This window comes from Streptomyces sp. NPDC042371, from assembly GCF_056437465.1.
Map to the genome: position 1 here is coordinate 774980 of NZ_JBWKAP010000001.1, position 15210 is coordinate 790189.

Here is a 15210-nt window from a genome sequence, read left to right on the forward strand (position 1 = left end):
GTGCTCACGGTGCCAGCGCCATGCTCACGGCGGCCGGGTCGCCACCGCCAGGCGTGGGGCCGACCGGGGGCCCGAGCCCACCACCGCTACCGACCCGTCCCTGTCCGTCCGCAGCACCTGCGCTCCCCCTGCCCGCAGCGCCGTCATGGTGACGGGCGAGGGATGACCGTACGAGTTGTCGGCGCCGCACGAGATCAGCGCCAGCCGCGGCGCCGCCCTGCGCATGAGCTCCGGATCTTGGTTCGCCGAGCCGTGATGCGCGACTTTGAGGACATCCACGGGACCGATCGCCGCGGCCGCCGAAGTCCGCAGCAGTGCCCTCTGCGCGAGCGGCTCCAGGTCGCCGAGAAGCAGCAGCGTCAGCCCGCCCGTCCGCACGAGCAGAGTGACGCTCGCGTCGTTCGGCCCCTCGGGTCTCGGCACCGGTCCCGCCGGAGGCCACAGCACCTGCCAGTCCAGCGGACCGGCGCGGCGCCGCTCCCCCGCCGCGGCCGCCATCACCGGCACCCTTGCCGCTGCCGCCTGCTCCCGCACGAACTCGGCCTGCTCCGGCGGCTCCTGGAACCCCGTGGTCTGGATCGCCCCCACCTCACGCCCTCGCAACACCCCAGGCAGCCCCGCGACATGGTCCGCATGGAAGTGCGTGAGCAGGACGAGCGGCACACGTCTGACCCCGAGCGAACGCAGACAGCGGTCCACCGCCAGCGGATCGGGCCCCGCGTCGACCACCACCCCCGCGCCGTCACCCGCCGCCAGCACCGTCGCGTCGCCCTGCCCCACATCGCACATCGCAAAGCGCCAGCCCGGCGGCGGCCAGCCCGAGATCACCCGGGTGACGGGCGGAGGCTGGACGACCACCAGGAAGAACAGTGCGGCGCAGGCCATGACCAGCCACGGGTGCCGCACGATCCTGCGTCCCACCAGGACGAGGACCACGGTGACGCCCGCGAGGACGAGCCCGCCACGCCAGCCGCCCGGCCAGTCGACCCCGCTCCCCGGCAACGCCGCCCCCGCACGGGCGATGCCCGCGATCCACCCCGTGGGCCAACTCGCGCCCCAAGCAAGCACCTTGGCGACAGGCATCGCGACCGGCGCCGCCGCCAGCGCCGCGAAACCGAGCACGGTGGCAGGCGCGACGGCGAACTCGGCAAGGAGATTGCACGGCACCGCGACCAGACTCACCCGGGCCGCGAGGACCGCGACGACCGGCGCACACACCGCCTGAGCCGCCGACGCGGCGGCCACCGCGTCGGCCAACCTCCCCGGCACCCCTCGCCCGCGCAGCGCCGCACCCCAGCGCGGCGCGAGGGTGAGCAGGGCGCCGGTGGCCAGGACGGAGAGCAGGAACCCATAACTCCTGGCCAGCCACGGGTCGTACAGAACCAGCACCAGCACCGCCGTGGCCAGCGCCGGAATCAGGGACCTGCGCCGTCCCGTGACGATGGCGAGCAGCGCGATCAGCCCGCAGGCCGCGGCCCGCAACACGCTCGGGTCCGGTCGGCAGACGATGACGAACCCGAGCGTGAGCGCCCCGCCGAGCACCGCGGTCGTCCGCAGTGGAATGCCCAACTTCGGCGCGAGCCCGCGCCGCTCGGCCCGCTGGGCGGTGCCCGGCGGCCCGATGAGCAGGACGAGCACAATCGTGAGGTTCGCCCCGCTGACGGCAAGCAGATGCGTGAGGTCGGTCGCCCGGAACGCCTGGTCCAACTCGGCAGGCACCCGTGAGGTGTCCCCGACGACGAGCCCGGGGAGCAGTGCGCGGGCATCGGTGGGCAGCCCCTCCGTGGCCTCCCGCAGCCCGCCCCGCAACTCCCCGGCCAGCCGCTGCATCCGGGAAGGCGCCCCCACCACCCGAGGCGCCCGCGCCTCCTCCCCGGCCACCCGAAGCACGGCGGCAACCTCGCTCCCCTCGGACAACGGCGGCGCAAGCCGACCCTCCACACGCACCCGCGTCGACGGCAACAGGCCTGTCCAGGGGGTGATTGAAGCGGCTCTCATGGACGCTCTCTTGGACGCCCTCTTGGAGGACGCCCACTTGGAAGACGTGCTCTTGGAAGACGCCCTCTTGGACTCAGGCGTCCGCACCACGACCAGGACCGGTGTGCGGGTCGTGGTCGACGTGCCGTTCGTCTCCGTGACGCGGAGGACTTCCGCGTCCAGGACGACGGTCGGCGGCAGTGTGTGCGCGCTCGCCACGCGGGGCCGGGTGCGCCGAGGATCGGACGTCACCCTCAACTCCACGTCCACCTGCGCATACCGTCCGGCCAGCGCCGGGACCGGGCCCCGGCGCAGATCCGCTCCGTGCAGCGCCGCGGAGGCCGCCGCCCCGGCGGCGCAGAGCAGAACCGCGGCCACCGAGAGGCGTCCCCACCGCCCCGGCTCCCCTCTGCTTCCTCTGGCCGTCCACCTCACCAGCAGCGCTCCGGCCACCAGCACGCCGACCGCCACCGTGACGATCGCCCAGCGAGGCGGGGCGTCCAGCATCAGTGCGGCCGATGCCCAGGCCGCCAGCGCGGGCGGCACGAGACGCAGGTCGGCCGGGCCCTCCTGCCGGGGATTCGAGGCACCGAGGCGGTGGCCCGACGCGAGGTGAACCGCCGCGCGCGTCATGGCCGTACGAGACCCTGGAGATCGGCGAAGCGCCGGTCGCCGATGCCGTTGACCTCACGGAGCTCCTCGACGGAGCGGAACCCGCCGTGCTCCGCGCGGTAGTCGAGGATGTGCTGCGCCAACACGGGTCCGACACCGGGGAGTTCGTCGAGCTGCTCCGCGGTCGCCGCGTTCAGGCCCACCGGGCCGGTGGCAGCCACCCCGGCCGGACCAGCACCCGCCCCGGCCGCGGCACCGGCCCCTGCCCCAGCCCCACCGGCACCAGCAGCCGTCGGCGGCCCTCCCACCACCACCTGCTCGCCGTCCACGAGGAACCGCGCGCGATTGAGGTCGTCCGTCTCCGTACCCGGCCTGACCCCACCAGCGGCCCGCAGGGCATCGGCCACCCGGGACCCGGCGGGCAGCCGATGGACGCCCGGCCGACGGACCTTCCCGCTGACGTCCACGACGATCGCGCCCCCGGCGCCCCCACCGGCCACCGCACCAGCACCGCCACCCGCCTCCGCCGACGCCCGCCCCGCCCGCGCCGGTGGCCCCGGCGACGGATTAGGCTCCGCGCCCCGCTCAGGGACGGCGCCCGCCGCACGCACCACATCCGGCGGCCGCACGGGCTGGGTCCGCCCCGTCCAGAAATGCTGGGCGGCGAAAACCGCTGCCACCCCGAGGATCACGGCGAGCGCGACCACGGCTCGCCGTTCGAGACCGCACCGCGTCTGCAGCCACAGCGGCAGCCGCTCCCGCACCGCGAGCCCCAGCCGCTCCCGCCGCGAGGACTCCGGCCGCTCCCGCTCATCACCCGAGACAGGGCCCTCAACCCCCGCCCCGACTTCCGCCTCCCGCGCCCACCCGGGCCTGCGCACATGCGACCCGGACGTATCCCCAGCCCAAGTCCCGCCCACCAGCCCGGCGTCCGGAGCCGCCACATCCAACCTCGGCGAGGGAGAGGGCGAAAGCGAGGGCGGAGGCGGTGGTTGGGGCTCGGCGAAGAGGCTCTCCGCCCGCCGCCGGACCGCCTCCGCCGACGCGCGCCGGCGGCGGGCCCGCTCGCGGGCGTAACGGTCGCTGGTGCGGGCGCGGCCGTCTGACGCAGGGCCACGGCCGGGCCCGCTCGTCGTGGAAGATGTCCGGGAAAGTGATCGAAGTGCCATGCCGACGACGTTAGGCATCGCCACGAGAAGTTGTTGATCTTGCTCGATTTCCGTGGATTACCCGGCAGTTGTGGATATCCCCGTCACCCGCACGTGGGACTCACCGGCACGTGGGACCCACTGACACGTGGGACTCACCGACACCTGGGACTCACCGAGGCGAGACCACAGCCCCCAGCAACCCCGGCCCCGTGTGCGCCCCGATCACCGCACCGACCTCGCTGACGTGCAGTTCCGCGAGGTCCGGCACCCGCTCCCTGAGCCGCTCGGCGAGTACCGAGGCCCGGTCCGGTGCCGCCAGGTGGTGCACCGCGATGTCGACTTGGCCGGAACCGGCCTGCTCGACCACGATCTCCTCGAGCCTGGCGATCGCCTTCGACGCGGTCCGCACCTTCTCCAGCATGTCGATGCGGCCGCCGTCCAGCTTCAGCAGCGGCTTGACGGCGAGTGCTGAGCCCAGGAGCGCCTGCGCCGCGCCGATGCGGCCGCCCCTGCGGAGGTAGTCGAGGGTGTCGACGTAGAAGAACGCGGACGTGCCCGCGGCCCGCTTCTCCGCGGCCGCCACCGCCTCCTCCGCCGAGTCGCCCGCCTCCGCGGCCTGTGCCGCCGCGAGGGCGCAGAAGCCGAGTGCCATCGCCACCATGCCGGTGTCCACCACCCGCACCGGCACCGGCGCTTCCTTCGCGGCGAGGACTGCGGCGTCGTACGTACCGGAGAACTCGGCGGACAGGTGCAGCGAGACGATGTCGGTCGCGCCCGCCTCCGCGACCTTGCGGTAGGTCTCCGCGAAGACTTGGGGGCTGGGCCGGGACGTCGTCACCGACTTCCGCTTCTGTAGCGCCTGGGCGAGGGAGCGGGCGGAGATCTCGGTGCCCTCCTCCAGCGCCTGATCCCCCAGGACCACGGTCAGGGGCACCGCGGTGATGCTGTGCCGCTCCATCGTCCCCTGCGGCAGGTAGGCCGTTGAATCCGTGACGATCGCGACATGGCGGGACATGAGCTGGAGATTACCTGTCTGCGCCGTCGGGTGGCAGTCCGGCCCCTGCGCACCCCGTTCCGGGCGGCTCAGGTCGTGCTCTCGGGCTTGGCCTTCTTCTCCCACGGATACGTCACCCGCACCGAGGGCGGAGTGATCGCGGGCCGCGTCGGCTCCTGTGCCGCCTGCTGGGCGGGGCCGGACGGCTCGGACCAGGTCTGCTCGGCGTCCTTGCCGTCTGCCGCCTCGGGCTCGGGCCACTCGGCCGGGGTCCGGTCGGCCGACGACGGCTCCGTCGTCCAGTGCCGCAGGGCGCCCGCTTCCATGTCGATCTGGGTGCTCAGCGAGTCCAGGTCGTCGTTGGCGAACCGGCGGGCCCGGTCGCGCGCCGACCAGCGCAGGGAGTCGGCCGCCTTCTTGATCTGCTCCGTGCGCTCGCGCAGCTCGGGGAGGCGCTCGGCCAGCGCGGCCTTGTCCGGGTCGCGCTCCAGACGCCGGAGCTCGTCGTCCAGCTCGTGTCCGTGGACGCTGAGCCGGTCGAAGAGCTCCAGGGTCTCCTTCAGCGAGGCGTCCTCGGCGGCGCCCGCCTGCAGGACGTCCTGCGTGGCCCGCATGGAGGTGCGCAACGCGAGCCGCAGCTGGGCCAGTTCACCGGCGCTGCCGACCTGCGCGAAGCTCCTGGCCCGGAGCGTGGTGTCCTCGACCGTCCGGCGGGCCTCCATGATGGTGCGGTCGACGCCGCGCTTGGCCGCCCGGACCGCCTTCACTGTCGCGTACACGCCCAGCACCAAGAACAGCACGAAAAGCAGCGCCACGATCGCGCCCACGGCTTCCATGACGCTCCTCTCCGCATCCAGTCCGTCCAGCAGTCCGCTCCAGCGACTCCTTCCACCGTAAACGGAGAAGGCAGGTCGGAGGTTCCAGCGGAACCCCCAACCTGCCCGTAAGGGAAGACCCCGATGCCCGCTACGCGGGAACGATGTTCACCAGCTTCGGCGCCCGCACGATCACCTTGCGGATCCCCGCCCCGTCCAGCGCGGCCACGACCCTCTCGTCGGCCAGCGCCACCTTCTCCAGCTCGGCGTCGGAGATGGCCGGGGAGACCTCCAGGCGCGCCTTGACCTTGCCCTTGATCTGCACGACGCAGGTCACGGACTCATCCACGACGTACGCCGGGTCGGCGACCGGGAAGTCCCGGTGGACCACCGAGTCGGTGTGGCCCAGCTTGCGCCACAGCTCCTCGGCGATGTGCGGAGCCAGCGGCGCGATCAGCAGCACCAGGCTCTCCGCGACGGACTTCGGCACCGCGCCGCCCACCTTCGTCAGGTGGTTGTTCAGCTCGGTGATCTTGGCGATGGCGGTGTTGAACCGCATGCCTTCCAGGTCCTGGCGCACACCGTCGATGGCCTTGTGCAGGGCGCGCAGGGTGGCCTCGTCGACGTCCGCGTCGGCGACGTCGACGACGGTGACCTCACCGGTCGACTCGTCGACGATCAGGCGCCACATCCGCTGCAGCAGACGGTACTGACCGACGACCGCGCGCGTGTCCCAGGGACGCGACACGTCCAGGGGGCCCATCGCCATCTCGTACAGGCGCAGGGTGTCCGCGCCGTACTCGTCGCAGATCTCGTCCGGCGTGACGGCGTTCTTCAGGGACTTGCCCATCTTGCCCAGCTCGCGCTTGACCGGCTCGCCCTCGAAGAAGAACTTTCCGTCGCGCTCCTCGACCTCGGCCGCCGCCACCGGGAAGCCGCGGCTGTCCCGGTAGACGTAGGCCTGGATCATGCCCTGGTTGTACAGCTTGTGGAACGGCTCGGCCGACGAGATGTGGCCCAGGTCGAACAGGACCTTCGACCAGAAGCGCGCGTACAGCAGGTGCAGGACCGCGTGCTCGGCGCCGCCCACGTACAGGTCGACGCCACCGGTCGGCTGGCCCTCGCGCGGGCCCATCCAGTACTGCTCGACGGCGGGGTCGACCAGCTGCTGGTCGTTGCGCGGGTCCAGGTAGCGCAGCTCGTACCAGCACGAACCCGCCCAGTTGGGCATGGTGTTGGTCTCGCGCCGGTAGGTGCGCGGTCCTGCGCCGTCCCCCAGGTCCAGGGTGACGTTGACCCACGCCTCGTTGCGGGACAGCGGCGTCTCCGGAGAGGTGTCCGCGTCGTCCGGGTCGAAGGTGCGCGGGGAGTAGTCCTCGACCTCCGGCAGCTCCAGGGGCAGCATCGACTCGGGCAGCGCGTGCGCGACGCCGTCCTCGTCGTAGACGATCGGGAAGGGCTCGCCCCAGTAGCGCTGACGGCTGAACAGCCAGTCGCGCAGGCGGAAGTTGACGGTGCCCTCACCGATGCCGCGGGTGGCCAGCCAGCCGGTGATGCGGGCCTTGGCACCCGCGACGTCCATGCCGTCCAGGGAGATCTCCTCGTTCGAGGAGTTGATCAGCTTCGCCTCGTACGAGGAGAAGGCGTCGTCCCACGTCCTGGTGTCGGTGCTCCGGCCGTCGGACGGCTCGACCACACAGTGCATCGGCAGGTGGAAGGCGCGCGCGAAGGCGAAGTCGCGGCTGTCGTGCGCCGGAACGGCCATGATCGCGCCGGTGCCGTAGCCCATCAGGACGTAGTCGGCGATGAAGACCGGGACCTGCTCGCCGCTGACCGGGTTGGTGGCGTAGACGCCGGTGAAGACGCCGGTCTTCTCCTTGGCGTCGGCCTGGCGCTCGACGTCGGACTTGGCGGCGGCGAAGGCGCGGTACTTGGCGATGGCCTCCGCGGGCGTGGCGTGGCCGCCGGTCCACACGTCGTGGGTGCCCTCGGGCCAGGTCTCCGGGATGACCTTGTCGACCAGGTCGTGCTCGGGCGCCAGGACCATGTAGGTCGCGCCGAACAGGGTGTCCTGGCGGGTGGTGAAGACGCTGATCGCGTCGCCCTCGACGCCCACGGGGAAGCTCACGCGGGCGCCTTCGGAGCGGCCGATCCAGTTGCGCTGCTGCAGCTTGATGGCCTCGGGCCAGTCCAGCGCGTCCAGGTCGTCCAGCAGGCGGTCGGCGTACGCGGTGATGCGCATGTTCCACTGGCGCAGCTTGGCCTTGAAGACGGGGAAGTTGCCGCGCTCGGAGCGGCCGTCGGCGGTGACTTCCTCGTTGGCCAGGACGGTGCCCAGGCCGGGGCACCAGTTGACGGGGGCGTCGGAGGCGTAGGCCAGGCGGTACTGGCTCAGCACCTCGGCGCGCTCCGCGGCGTCCAGCTCGCTCCACGCGCGCGTGGTGTCCGGTACGGCGCGCTCACCGCTCTCGAACTGGGCGACCAGGTCGGCGATCGGGCGCGCCTGCGCGGCATCGGCGTCGTACCAGGAGTTGAAGATCTGGACGAAGATCCACTGGGTCCACTTGTAGTACTCGGGGTCGATCGTGGCGAACGAACGCCGCTTGTCGTGGCCCAGGCCCAGCGCGCGCAGCTGGGACTTCATGTTCTCGATGTTGGCCTCGGTGGAGACCCGCGGGTGGGTGCCCGTCTGCACCGCGTACTGCTCGGCGGGCAGGCCGAAGGCGTCGAAGCCCAGGGTGTGCAGGACGTTGTGGCCGGTCATGCGCTGGAAGCGCGCGAAGACGTCCGTGGCGATGTAGCCCAGCGGGTGGCCGACGTGCAGGCCCGCCCCGGAGGGGTACGGGAACATGTCCATGATGAACTTCTTGGGCTTGCCGACCAGAGCGGCCTCCGCCTCGTCCCGCGCGGCCATGTCACCGCTCGGGTTCGGCGCCTCGTAGGTGCCGTCGGCGTCCCAGAAGTCCTGCCAGCGCGCCTCGATGTCAGCGGCCAGAGCGGCCGTATAGCGGTGCGGCGCCGCCACCTCGGAGGCGGCAGCAGAATTCGTCTCGCTCATGATCCTCAAAGCTCCATCGATCGTCTCTGCCTGCGGAATTGACCGTGCTGGTCAAACAAAAATGCCCCTCGCACAGGAGGGGACGCCGCGCCGATCCCGACCGCGGTTCACCGGCGGTCGGGACTGATCAGCGCGGCCCGCTAAGCAGAAGGCGTACGGCACGCATGGCGTCAGGGTACCGCAGGGCTCCCGCGGCCCGCGACGAGCTTCCGCGCCGCACCGCCCGGGCACCGCCCCCCTCAGGCGTTGGCCAAGGGTTACTCCGCGTACCGCCCTCTATCGGGGCAACACCAAGATCGTGTCGCGCTTTGATAACAACGCAATAACTCAAACCCCGTACCCACCGGTATGGAGCGACTTAGCATGCGGCGGGACCGAACCATTTCGGAGCCGCCCCCATGAACCCTCTGCACCCGCACCGCAAGAGCCGTTCCCGCACCCGATCGTCTCCCCGTTCACCGTCCCGTTCATCCGCTCGCTCGCCCTCGCCACCACTGCCGCCCCGGGCCCTGAGCGTCGGAGCACTGCTCCTGATACCCCTGCTCGTCTTCGCGGGCAGCGACGGATTACGGGACGCCATCGACTTCACCTCAGGCGTCCTCTCCTTGGTCTCGCTGACCGCGGCCGTGGTCTGGGGCCTGGTCGCCACCGACCGTCTGTTCCTCCACTCGCGCCAGCGCCTGCTGGCCCAGGCCGTGCACCGCGCCACCGCGATCGCCTCCGTCGGCTTCCTGCTGCTGCACGGCACCGTCAAGGTCGCGCTCGACCACGTGTCACTGTTCGGCGCCCTGATGCCGTTCGGGCTCGGTGTCTCGGGCAGTGCCGGGCTCATCGGGCTCGGCTCGCTCGCCGGGCTCCTGATGGTCGCCACGGCCGTCACCGGCGCCCTGCGCAGCGCCTTCGCCTCCCCCGCGCGGATCGCTTCGCGCTGGCGGGCGCTGCACATGCTCTCCTATCCCGCCTGGTGCTCGGCCCTGATCCACGGCCTGTACGCGGGCCGCGAGCCGAAGCCTTGGGTGGTCACGCTGTACGCCCTTTGCCTGGTCGCGGTCGCCGGGGCGGTCGCGCTCCGCGCGGCACCGCGTCCGGTGAAGCGGAAGGTCGCCGCCCGCGTCCTCGCCCTGCTCGAACCGGAACGCGGCACCCCGCACCGGGAGGAGCCTCCCGCGCGGGACACCGTTTCCGCCCCGCTGCCCGGCACGAGCGCCACGGCCCCCGCCACGGACCCCGTGGTCGGCATCTCCGCGGCCTACCGCGCGCTGTCCCCGACCGCGCCCCCGCACCCCACCGTCCCCCCGCCCCGCACCGAGCCCGGCGGCCGCTGGCCCGCGCCCTCCCCGCCGCCCCCCGCGGAGTCCCCGTACGTCGCACCCCAGCCGACGTACGACACCGCGCCCCAGCCCGTCTACGACGCCTCGTACGACGCCCCCCTCGACCCCGCGTACGACCCTCTCCCCGATCCCGCGTACGACAGCGGCCCCGCCACCGAACCGCTGCCCCGGCCCTTTCAGGCCCCCAGCACGGGCGAGCCCTGGAACGCCGCCACCGGAGGCCACCCGTGAACGCCTCGCTCCCCGACGTCCCCGAAGTCCGCGTCGTCGGCCTGCCCCTGCTCACCTCCGGCTTCGACCTCGTCGAACGCCTCGACCTCGGCATGCACCTGAAGGTGCACGGCCCGCTGGAACCGATGGCGGGCGAACCGCTCGCCCGTCTCGCCGAGCACATCGCGCTGCGGGGCCGGGGCGGTGCGGGCTTCCCCTTCGCCCAGAAGCTGCGGGCCGTCGCCGACGCGGCGATACGCCGCGGGGTACGCCCCGTGGTCGTCGTCAACGGCAGCGAGGACGAGCCCGCCTGCCGCAAGGACACCGTCCTGATCAACCGCGCCCCGCACCTCATCCTCGACGGCGCGCTCCTCGCCGCAGAGGCCATCGGGGCCCGCACGCTGGTCGTCGGCGTCACCCGCGACTCGACCGAGGCGTCGATGCGCACCGCACTGGCCGAGCGCGGTCTCGGCAACCGGCGCGGATCGACCCTCCGCGCGCGCGTGCAGCGCAATCCGGTACGCATGGTCACCGGGGAGTCCTCCGCCCTGGTCCGCTCGGCGGACGGCGGCCCCCCGCTGCCGCCGGGCCGCAAGGTGCGGACGTCCGACTCCGGAGTGGGCGGTGCCCCCACCCTCCTCTCCAACGCGGAGACCTTCGCCCAGCTCGCCGTCGCCGCCAGGACCGGCGCCGACCGCTACTGCCGCACCGGCCTGCGTGACGAACCCGGCACGGTCCTTCTGACCCTCTCCGGAGCGGTCGCCCGGCCGATGGTCGTCGAGGTCCCCACCGGAGTGCCTCTGCAGTACGTCCTGCAGCTCGCCGGTGCACCGGCGCTCCCCCAGGGCGTGCTGACGGGCGGCTATCACGGGAGGTGGCTCGACGGGATGACGGCACACGACGCCGTCGTCTCCCGCGCCTCCCTGGACGCCTGCGGAGGCGCGCTCGGCGCGGGCGCGATCCTGCCGATCGACGAGGGCACCTGCCCCCTGGGCGAGTCGCTGCGGGTCGCCCACTGGCTGGCCGCCGAGAGCACCGGGCAGTGCGGTCCCTGCTACCTCGGCCTCCCCGCGGCGGCCCGTGGCCTCGCCGACGTCCTCCAGGGCGGCGGCCCGACCTCTCTCGAAGCGCTGCGCGAGGTGACCCGGGCCGTGAAGCGACGCGGCGCGTGCAAGCACCCGGACGGCTCGGCGGCCTTCCTGGAGTCGTCGATCTCGGCGTTCACGGACGACCTCGCCGCGCACGTCCTGGGCGGCGGCTGCGGCCGCCCCGTGGCGGGCGTCCTCCCCCTCCAGGAGGAGACGCCGCCGACAGAGGCCCCCAGTGGCCGCAAGCTGGCCGTCGACTGGACGCTCTGCCAGGGCCACGGCCTCTGCGCGGACATCGTCCCGGAGCTGATCCAGCTGGGGCCCGACGGCTTCCCCTCGGTCGCGGAAGCGTCCGTACCGCGCTACTCCGAAGCACGCGCCACACGCGCGGTGCGACGCTGCCCCGCGCTCGCCCTGCGCATCGAGGAGGCGCCGAAGGGGGCCTCCCCGTCCCGGACGACGCTGCCGGCCGCGCTCCCGCCGGGCCGCGGCCGCCGCGCGCTCGGCAGCGGCAGGCAGTGAAGACGCTGAGGAAGCTGCGGACGCTTCGAACAGTGAGGACATAGAAAGAGAGGGCCACCCGAATCGGGTGGCCCTCTCATATCCTGTGGAGCTAAGGAGAATTGAACTCCTGACCTCCTGCATGCCATGCAGGCGCTCTACCAACTGAGCTATAGCCCCTTGCTTGTCCGCCCGGTTTCCCCGGCGACTTCGCCAACATTACACGGTCATACCCGTGCTCCACCAAATCGTTTCCGGTCTGGGTGGATACGCCCGGTACTGTCAGCCTTCGTGACCGTGATCGCGCTCGCCGCCACCCGCCGCCGCGTGCCTCTGGCCGCCGGGGCCTGCCTGCTCTCCTTCACGGCCTTCTGGCTCGCTCAGCGCGCCGCCGACGTCTCGATGATCGACCTGATGGTCTACCGGGCCGAGGGCGAGACCGTGCGCGCGGGCGGCGACCTCTACGCGCTGCGCACCACCGAGGCCCATCTGCCCACCACCTACCCGCCGTTCGCCGCGCTGCTCTTCACGCCGCTGACCCTGCTGGACACGGCGGCCATGCGCACCCTCGCGACGCTGGGGAACCTGGCGCTCCTGATCGCCTTCGTGCGCCTCTCCTTGCGGATGATCCACGGCGAACAGCACGCGCGCGTGGAGAACGCCACGAACACAGAGAGCGTCCTGTGGGTGTCCGCGCTCGCCGTCTGGTGCGAGCCGGTGTGGACGACGCTGCGCTACGGGCAGGTCAATCTGCTGCTCGCCGCCCTCGTCCTGTGGGACCTGTCCCGGCGCCCGGGGCACCGCTGGGCGGGCGTGGGCATCGGCGTCGCCGCGGCGATCAAGCTCACGCCCGCGCTCTTCGCGGCGTTCCTGTTGCTCACGGGGGCCGCAGAGGCCGTGCGGCGCGGTCCGTGGCGACCGGCCGTGCGGCACGCGTGCGTGGCGGCCGTGTCGTTCGCCGGGGCGACGCTCCTCGCGGCCGCCGTCCTGCCGTACGACTCACAACGCTTCTGGACCCGGATGGTCTTCGAGGCGGGCCGCGTCGGGCTCGCCGAGGACACCGCGAACCAGTCGCTGCGCGGCGTCCTCGCCCGGCTCCTGCACACCGGGGAGCCCGGCGCCCGCTGGGCCCTGGCCGCCGCCGTCACCGGCGCGCTCGGCCTCGCGGTGGCGGTGGCCGCCGCGCTGCGCGGGGAACGGGCCTGGGCCGCGCTCGCCTGCGCCGCGACGGCGCTCCTGGTGAGCCCGGTGTCGTGGTCGCACCACTGGGTCTGGTGCGTGCCGATGGTGCTGCTCCTCGGGGCGGAGGCGGCGCGCAGGGGCGGGCGGGCGCGGTGGGCGGCTGCCGGGGCCACGTACCTGGTCTTCTGCTCGTACGCCCTGTGGTGGGTTCCGCATGGAGCGGGACGGCTCGAACTCGACCAGAATTATGGCCAGATGACGCTGTCAGCCCTCTACGTAGTGGCTGCTTTCACGTTCCTGCTGGCTGCGGTCACGCGGTTGCGAACGAATAGAACCGCTTGAGAGTGCAGTGCTCGTCGAGCAACCGACCGTAGATCGGCTCCCCTTCGAGCTCTCGGTACGTCTCGATGGGGTCGCCCTTTATGATCAGCGCCCGCGCGCATTCCTCGCACCAGTACTGGTACTCCTGGTTGACCGGTTCCATGTCGCGGACGATCGGCGTACCACTGCCGCACCAATCGCATTTCCGCCTGTGTGCACCCATCGATCAGCTCCAGCTGTGGCCGCAGGCGGTACACACGTACGAGACTCCGCCGTTGTCACCGAGTACTTGGGCGACGTGGGACGAGCCGCAGGAAGGGCAGTCGAGGAGCGTGCGGAGCGCGGGCCGTGCACGTACCGCCGCCGCTTCGGGGAGGCGGTCGGCCTCTCCGAAGATGCTCGCAGGCATCGCTCTCTCCCTCCCGTCGGGTTGCGTCCCCTTCCGGCCGTCCGATTCTGCCACGGTCTGCGCGAGCCGGTCAGCGACGCATTCGTACCAGTCCGGACACGGCGCCGGGTGCGGCCACCCCCGTCCGCACACAGGCGCACACCAAGAGCGCGCTCCCTGATGAATACGCCCCGGGAGCCCCCACTGCTCAATGACCGACTGCTCAATGGCCGACAGCACAGAAAATCCCGCCCCCTGATGGGGACGGGATTTCCGGGACTGTGGAGCTAAGGAGAATTGAACTCCTGACCTCCTGCATGCCATGCAGGCGCTCTACCAACTGAGCTATAGCCCCTTGCGTTCTTCCCGCTCGGCGGGCGAACAAGAAGAACTTTAGCCTGCGACCAGCCGGAATGTGAAATCCGGGCCCGGGCGCCCACCGGGAGGCTCAGTCGTCGTCGCCGAGCACCGGTTCCGGCAGCGTGCCCGCGTTGTGCTCAAGGAGGCGCCAGCCCCGCGCGCCCCGGCCGAGGACCGACCAGCAGCAGTTGGTGAGACCGCCGAGCCCCTCCCAGTGGTGGGGCTCGAGGCCGAGGAGACGGCCGATCGTCGTGCGGATGGTGCCGCCGTGGCTGACCACCACCAGCGTGCCGTCCTCGGGCAGCTTCTCGGCGTGCCGCAGCACGACGGGAGCGGCCCGGTCGGCGACCTCGGTCTCCAGCTCGCCGCCGCCGCGGCGCACCGCCTCACCGCGCTTCCACGCGGCGTACTGATCGCCGAAGCGGGCGATGATCTCGTCGTGCGTCAGACCCTGCCAAGCACCGGCATACGTCTCCCGGAGCGCCTCCTCGTGCGTGACGGAGAGGTCGGTGATCGCGGAGAGCTCAGCCGCCGTGGCCGCGGCGCGCTTGAGGTCGGAGGCGACTATGGCGTCCGGCTTCAGGGAGGCGAGCAGCCGGGCGGCGCGCCTGGCCTGGGCGACACCCGTCTCGGTCAGCTCGATGTCCGTGGTGCCCTGGAAGCGGCGCTCCAGGTTCCACGCCGTCTGGCCGTGCCGCCACAGGATGATCCGCGGGCCGCGGTGGGTCACCGCAGCTCACCGTCCAGGTCGGCCTCCTCCGCGGCCTGCTGCTCGGCGTGCTCGGCGGCCTTGCCGCGGGTCGCCTTGGCGTCCTCGGGGAGGTCGATCTCGGGGCAGTCCTTCCACAGGCGCTCGAGCGCGTAGAAGACACGCTCCTCGCTGTGCTGGACGTGCACCACGATGTCCACGTAGTCGAGGAGGATCCAGCGGGCGTCGCGGTCTCCCTCGCGGCGGACCGGCTTGGCGCCGAGCTGCTTGTTCAGCTGCTCCTCGATCTCGTCGACGATCGACTTGACCTGGCGGTCGTTGGGCGCGGAGGCGAGCAGGAAGGCGTCCGTGATCGACAGCACGTCGCTGACGTCGTACGCGATGATGTCGTGCGCGAGCTTGTCGGCAGCCGCCTGGGCGGCGACAGTGATGAGCTCGGTGGAGCGGTCCGTGGCGGTCACTAGTGAGCTTTCCTTCGGCTGGTGGATACACCCCAAGGGTCTCACGGACCGC

12 protein-coding genes and 2 tRNA genes are annotated in these 15210 nt (G+C 72.1%); 3 read left to right on the forward strand and 11 right to left on the reverse strand.

The window, feature by feature from the left end; all coding sequences use genetic code 11:
- Positions 1-24: 24 nt before the first annotated feature.
- The 5 genes from AC068B_RS03440 to leuS all read right to left on the reverse strand — a co-directional run bounded on the left by AC068B_RS03440 (position 25) and on the right by leuS (position 8607).
- Positions 25-2610: a ComEC/Rec2 family competence protein gene (locus AC068B_RS03440; protein ID WP_478668696.1), complete on the reverse strand. Its 2586-nt coding sequence runs from the start codon at positions 2608-2610 to the stop codon at positions 25-27.
- Entirely contained in the window at positions 2607-3758 is a 1152-nt protein-coding gene (locus AC068B_RS03445; protein ID WP_478668698.1) for a ComEA family DNA-binding protein, read from the reverse strand. The genes AC068B_RS03440 and AC068B_RS03445 overlap by 4 nt, the downstream gene beginning before the upstream one ends.
- Positions 3759-3909: 151 nt before the next feature.
- Positions 3910-4755, reverse strand: coding sequence for a DegV family protein (locus tag AC068B_RS03450; RefSeq protein WP_478668699.1), 846 nt, complete (start codon positions 4753-4755; stop codon positions 3910-3912).
- Between the two features lie 68 nt (positions 4756-4823).
- Complete coding sequence (locus AC068B_RS03455) at positions 4824-5570, reverse strand: hypothetical protein (RefSeq protein ID WP_478668700.1); 747 nt, start codon at positions 5568-5570, stop codon at positions 4824-4826.
- A gap of 130 nt (positions 5571-5700) precedes the next feature.
- Entirely contained in the window at positions 5701-8607 is a 2907-nt protein-coding gene (gene leuS, locus AC068B_RS03460; RefSeq protein WP_478668702.1) for a leucine--tRNA ligase, read from the reverse strand.
- Between the two features lie 398 nt (positions 8608-9005).
- On the opposite strand from leuS, the gene AC068B_RS03465 reads away from it, so the two are divergent.
- Together AC068B_RS03465 and AC068B_RS03470 are read left to right on the forward strand one after the other, a co-directional pair.
- On the forward strand, positions 9006-10169 hold the full coding sequence (locus tag AC068B_RS03465; RefSeq protein WP_478668703.1) for a ferric reductase-like transmembrane domain-containing protein: 1164 nt from the start codon (positions 9006-9008) through the stop codon (positions 10167-10169).
- Positions 10166-11758, forward strand: a complete 1593-nt coding sequence (locus AC068B_RS03470; RefSeq protein WP_478668705.1) for a ferredoxin — start codon at positions 10166-10168, stop codon at positions 11756-11758. Before AC068B_RS03465 ends, AC068B_RS03470 begins: the two co-directional genes overlap by 4 nt.
- A gap of 86 nt (positions 11759-11844) precedes the next feature.
- Here AC068B_RS03470 and AC068B_RS03475 read toward each other — a convergent pair.
- Positions 11845-11917: transfer RNA gene (locus tag AC068B_RS03475), tRNA-Ala, on the reverse strand.
- A gap of 111 nt (positions 11918-12028) precedes the next feature.
- Here AC068B_RS03475 and AC068B_RS03480 point away from each other — a divergent pair.
- The gene (locus AC068B_RS03480; protein WP_478668706.1) at positions 12029-13261 is read left to right on the forward strand and encodes a glycosyltransferase 87 family protein; all 1233 of its coding nucleotides are present in this window, start codon (positions 12029-12031) and stop codon (positions 13259-13261) included.
- Here AC068B_RS03480 and AC068B_RS03485 read toward each other — a convergent pair.
- The 5 genes from AC068B_RS03485 to rsfS all read right to left on the reverse strand — a co-directional run bounded on the left by AC068B_RS03485 (position 13230) and on the right by rsfS (position 15158).
- Positions 13230-13463, reverse strand: coding sequence for a hypothetical protein (locus tag AC068B_RS03485; protein WP_306334254.1), 234 nt, complete (start codon positions 13461-13463; stop codon positions 13230-13232). The two genes, AC068B_RS03480 and AC068B_RS03485, sit on opposite strands and share 32 nt — an antisense overlap.
- Before the next feature lie 3 nt (positions 13464-13466).
- Positions 13467-13649: a hypothetical protein gene (locus AC068B_RS03490; protein ID WP_356262441.1), complete on the reverse strand. Its 183-nt coding sequence runs from the start codon at positions 13647-13649 to the stop codon at positions 13467-13469.
- Positions 13650-13910: 261 nt separating this feature from the next.
- Positions 13911-13983 (reverse strand) — tRNA-Ala (locus AC068B_RS03495).
- Between the two features lie 93 nt (positions 13984-14076).
- Positions 14077-14718, reverse strand: coding sequence for a histidine phosphatase family protein (locus AC068B_RS03500; protein WP_478668708.1), 642 nt, complete (start codon positions 14716-14718; stop codon positions 14077-14079).
- On the reverse strand, positions 14715-15158 hold the full coding sequence (gene rsfS / locus AC068B_RS03505; RefSeq protein ID WP_471133476.1) for a ribosome silencing factor: 444 nt from the start codon (positions 15156-15158) through the stop codon (positions 14715-14717). The genes AC068B_RS03500 and rsfS overlap by 4 nt, the downstream gene beginning before the upstream one ends.
- Positions 15159-15210: the final 52 nt, after the last annotated feature.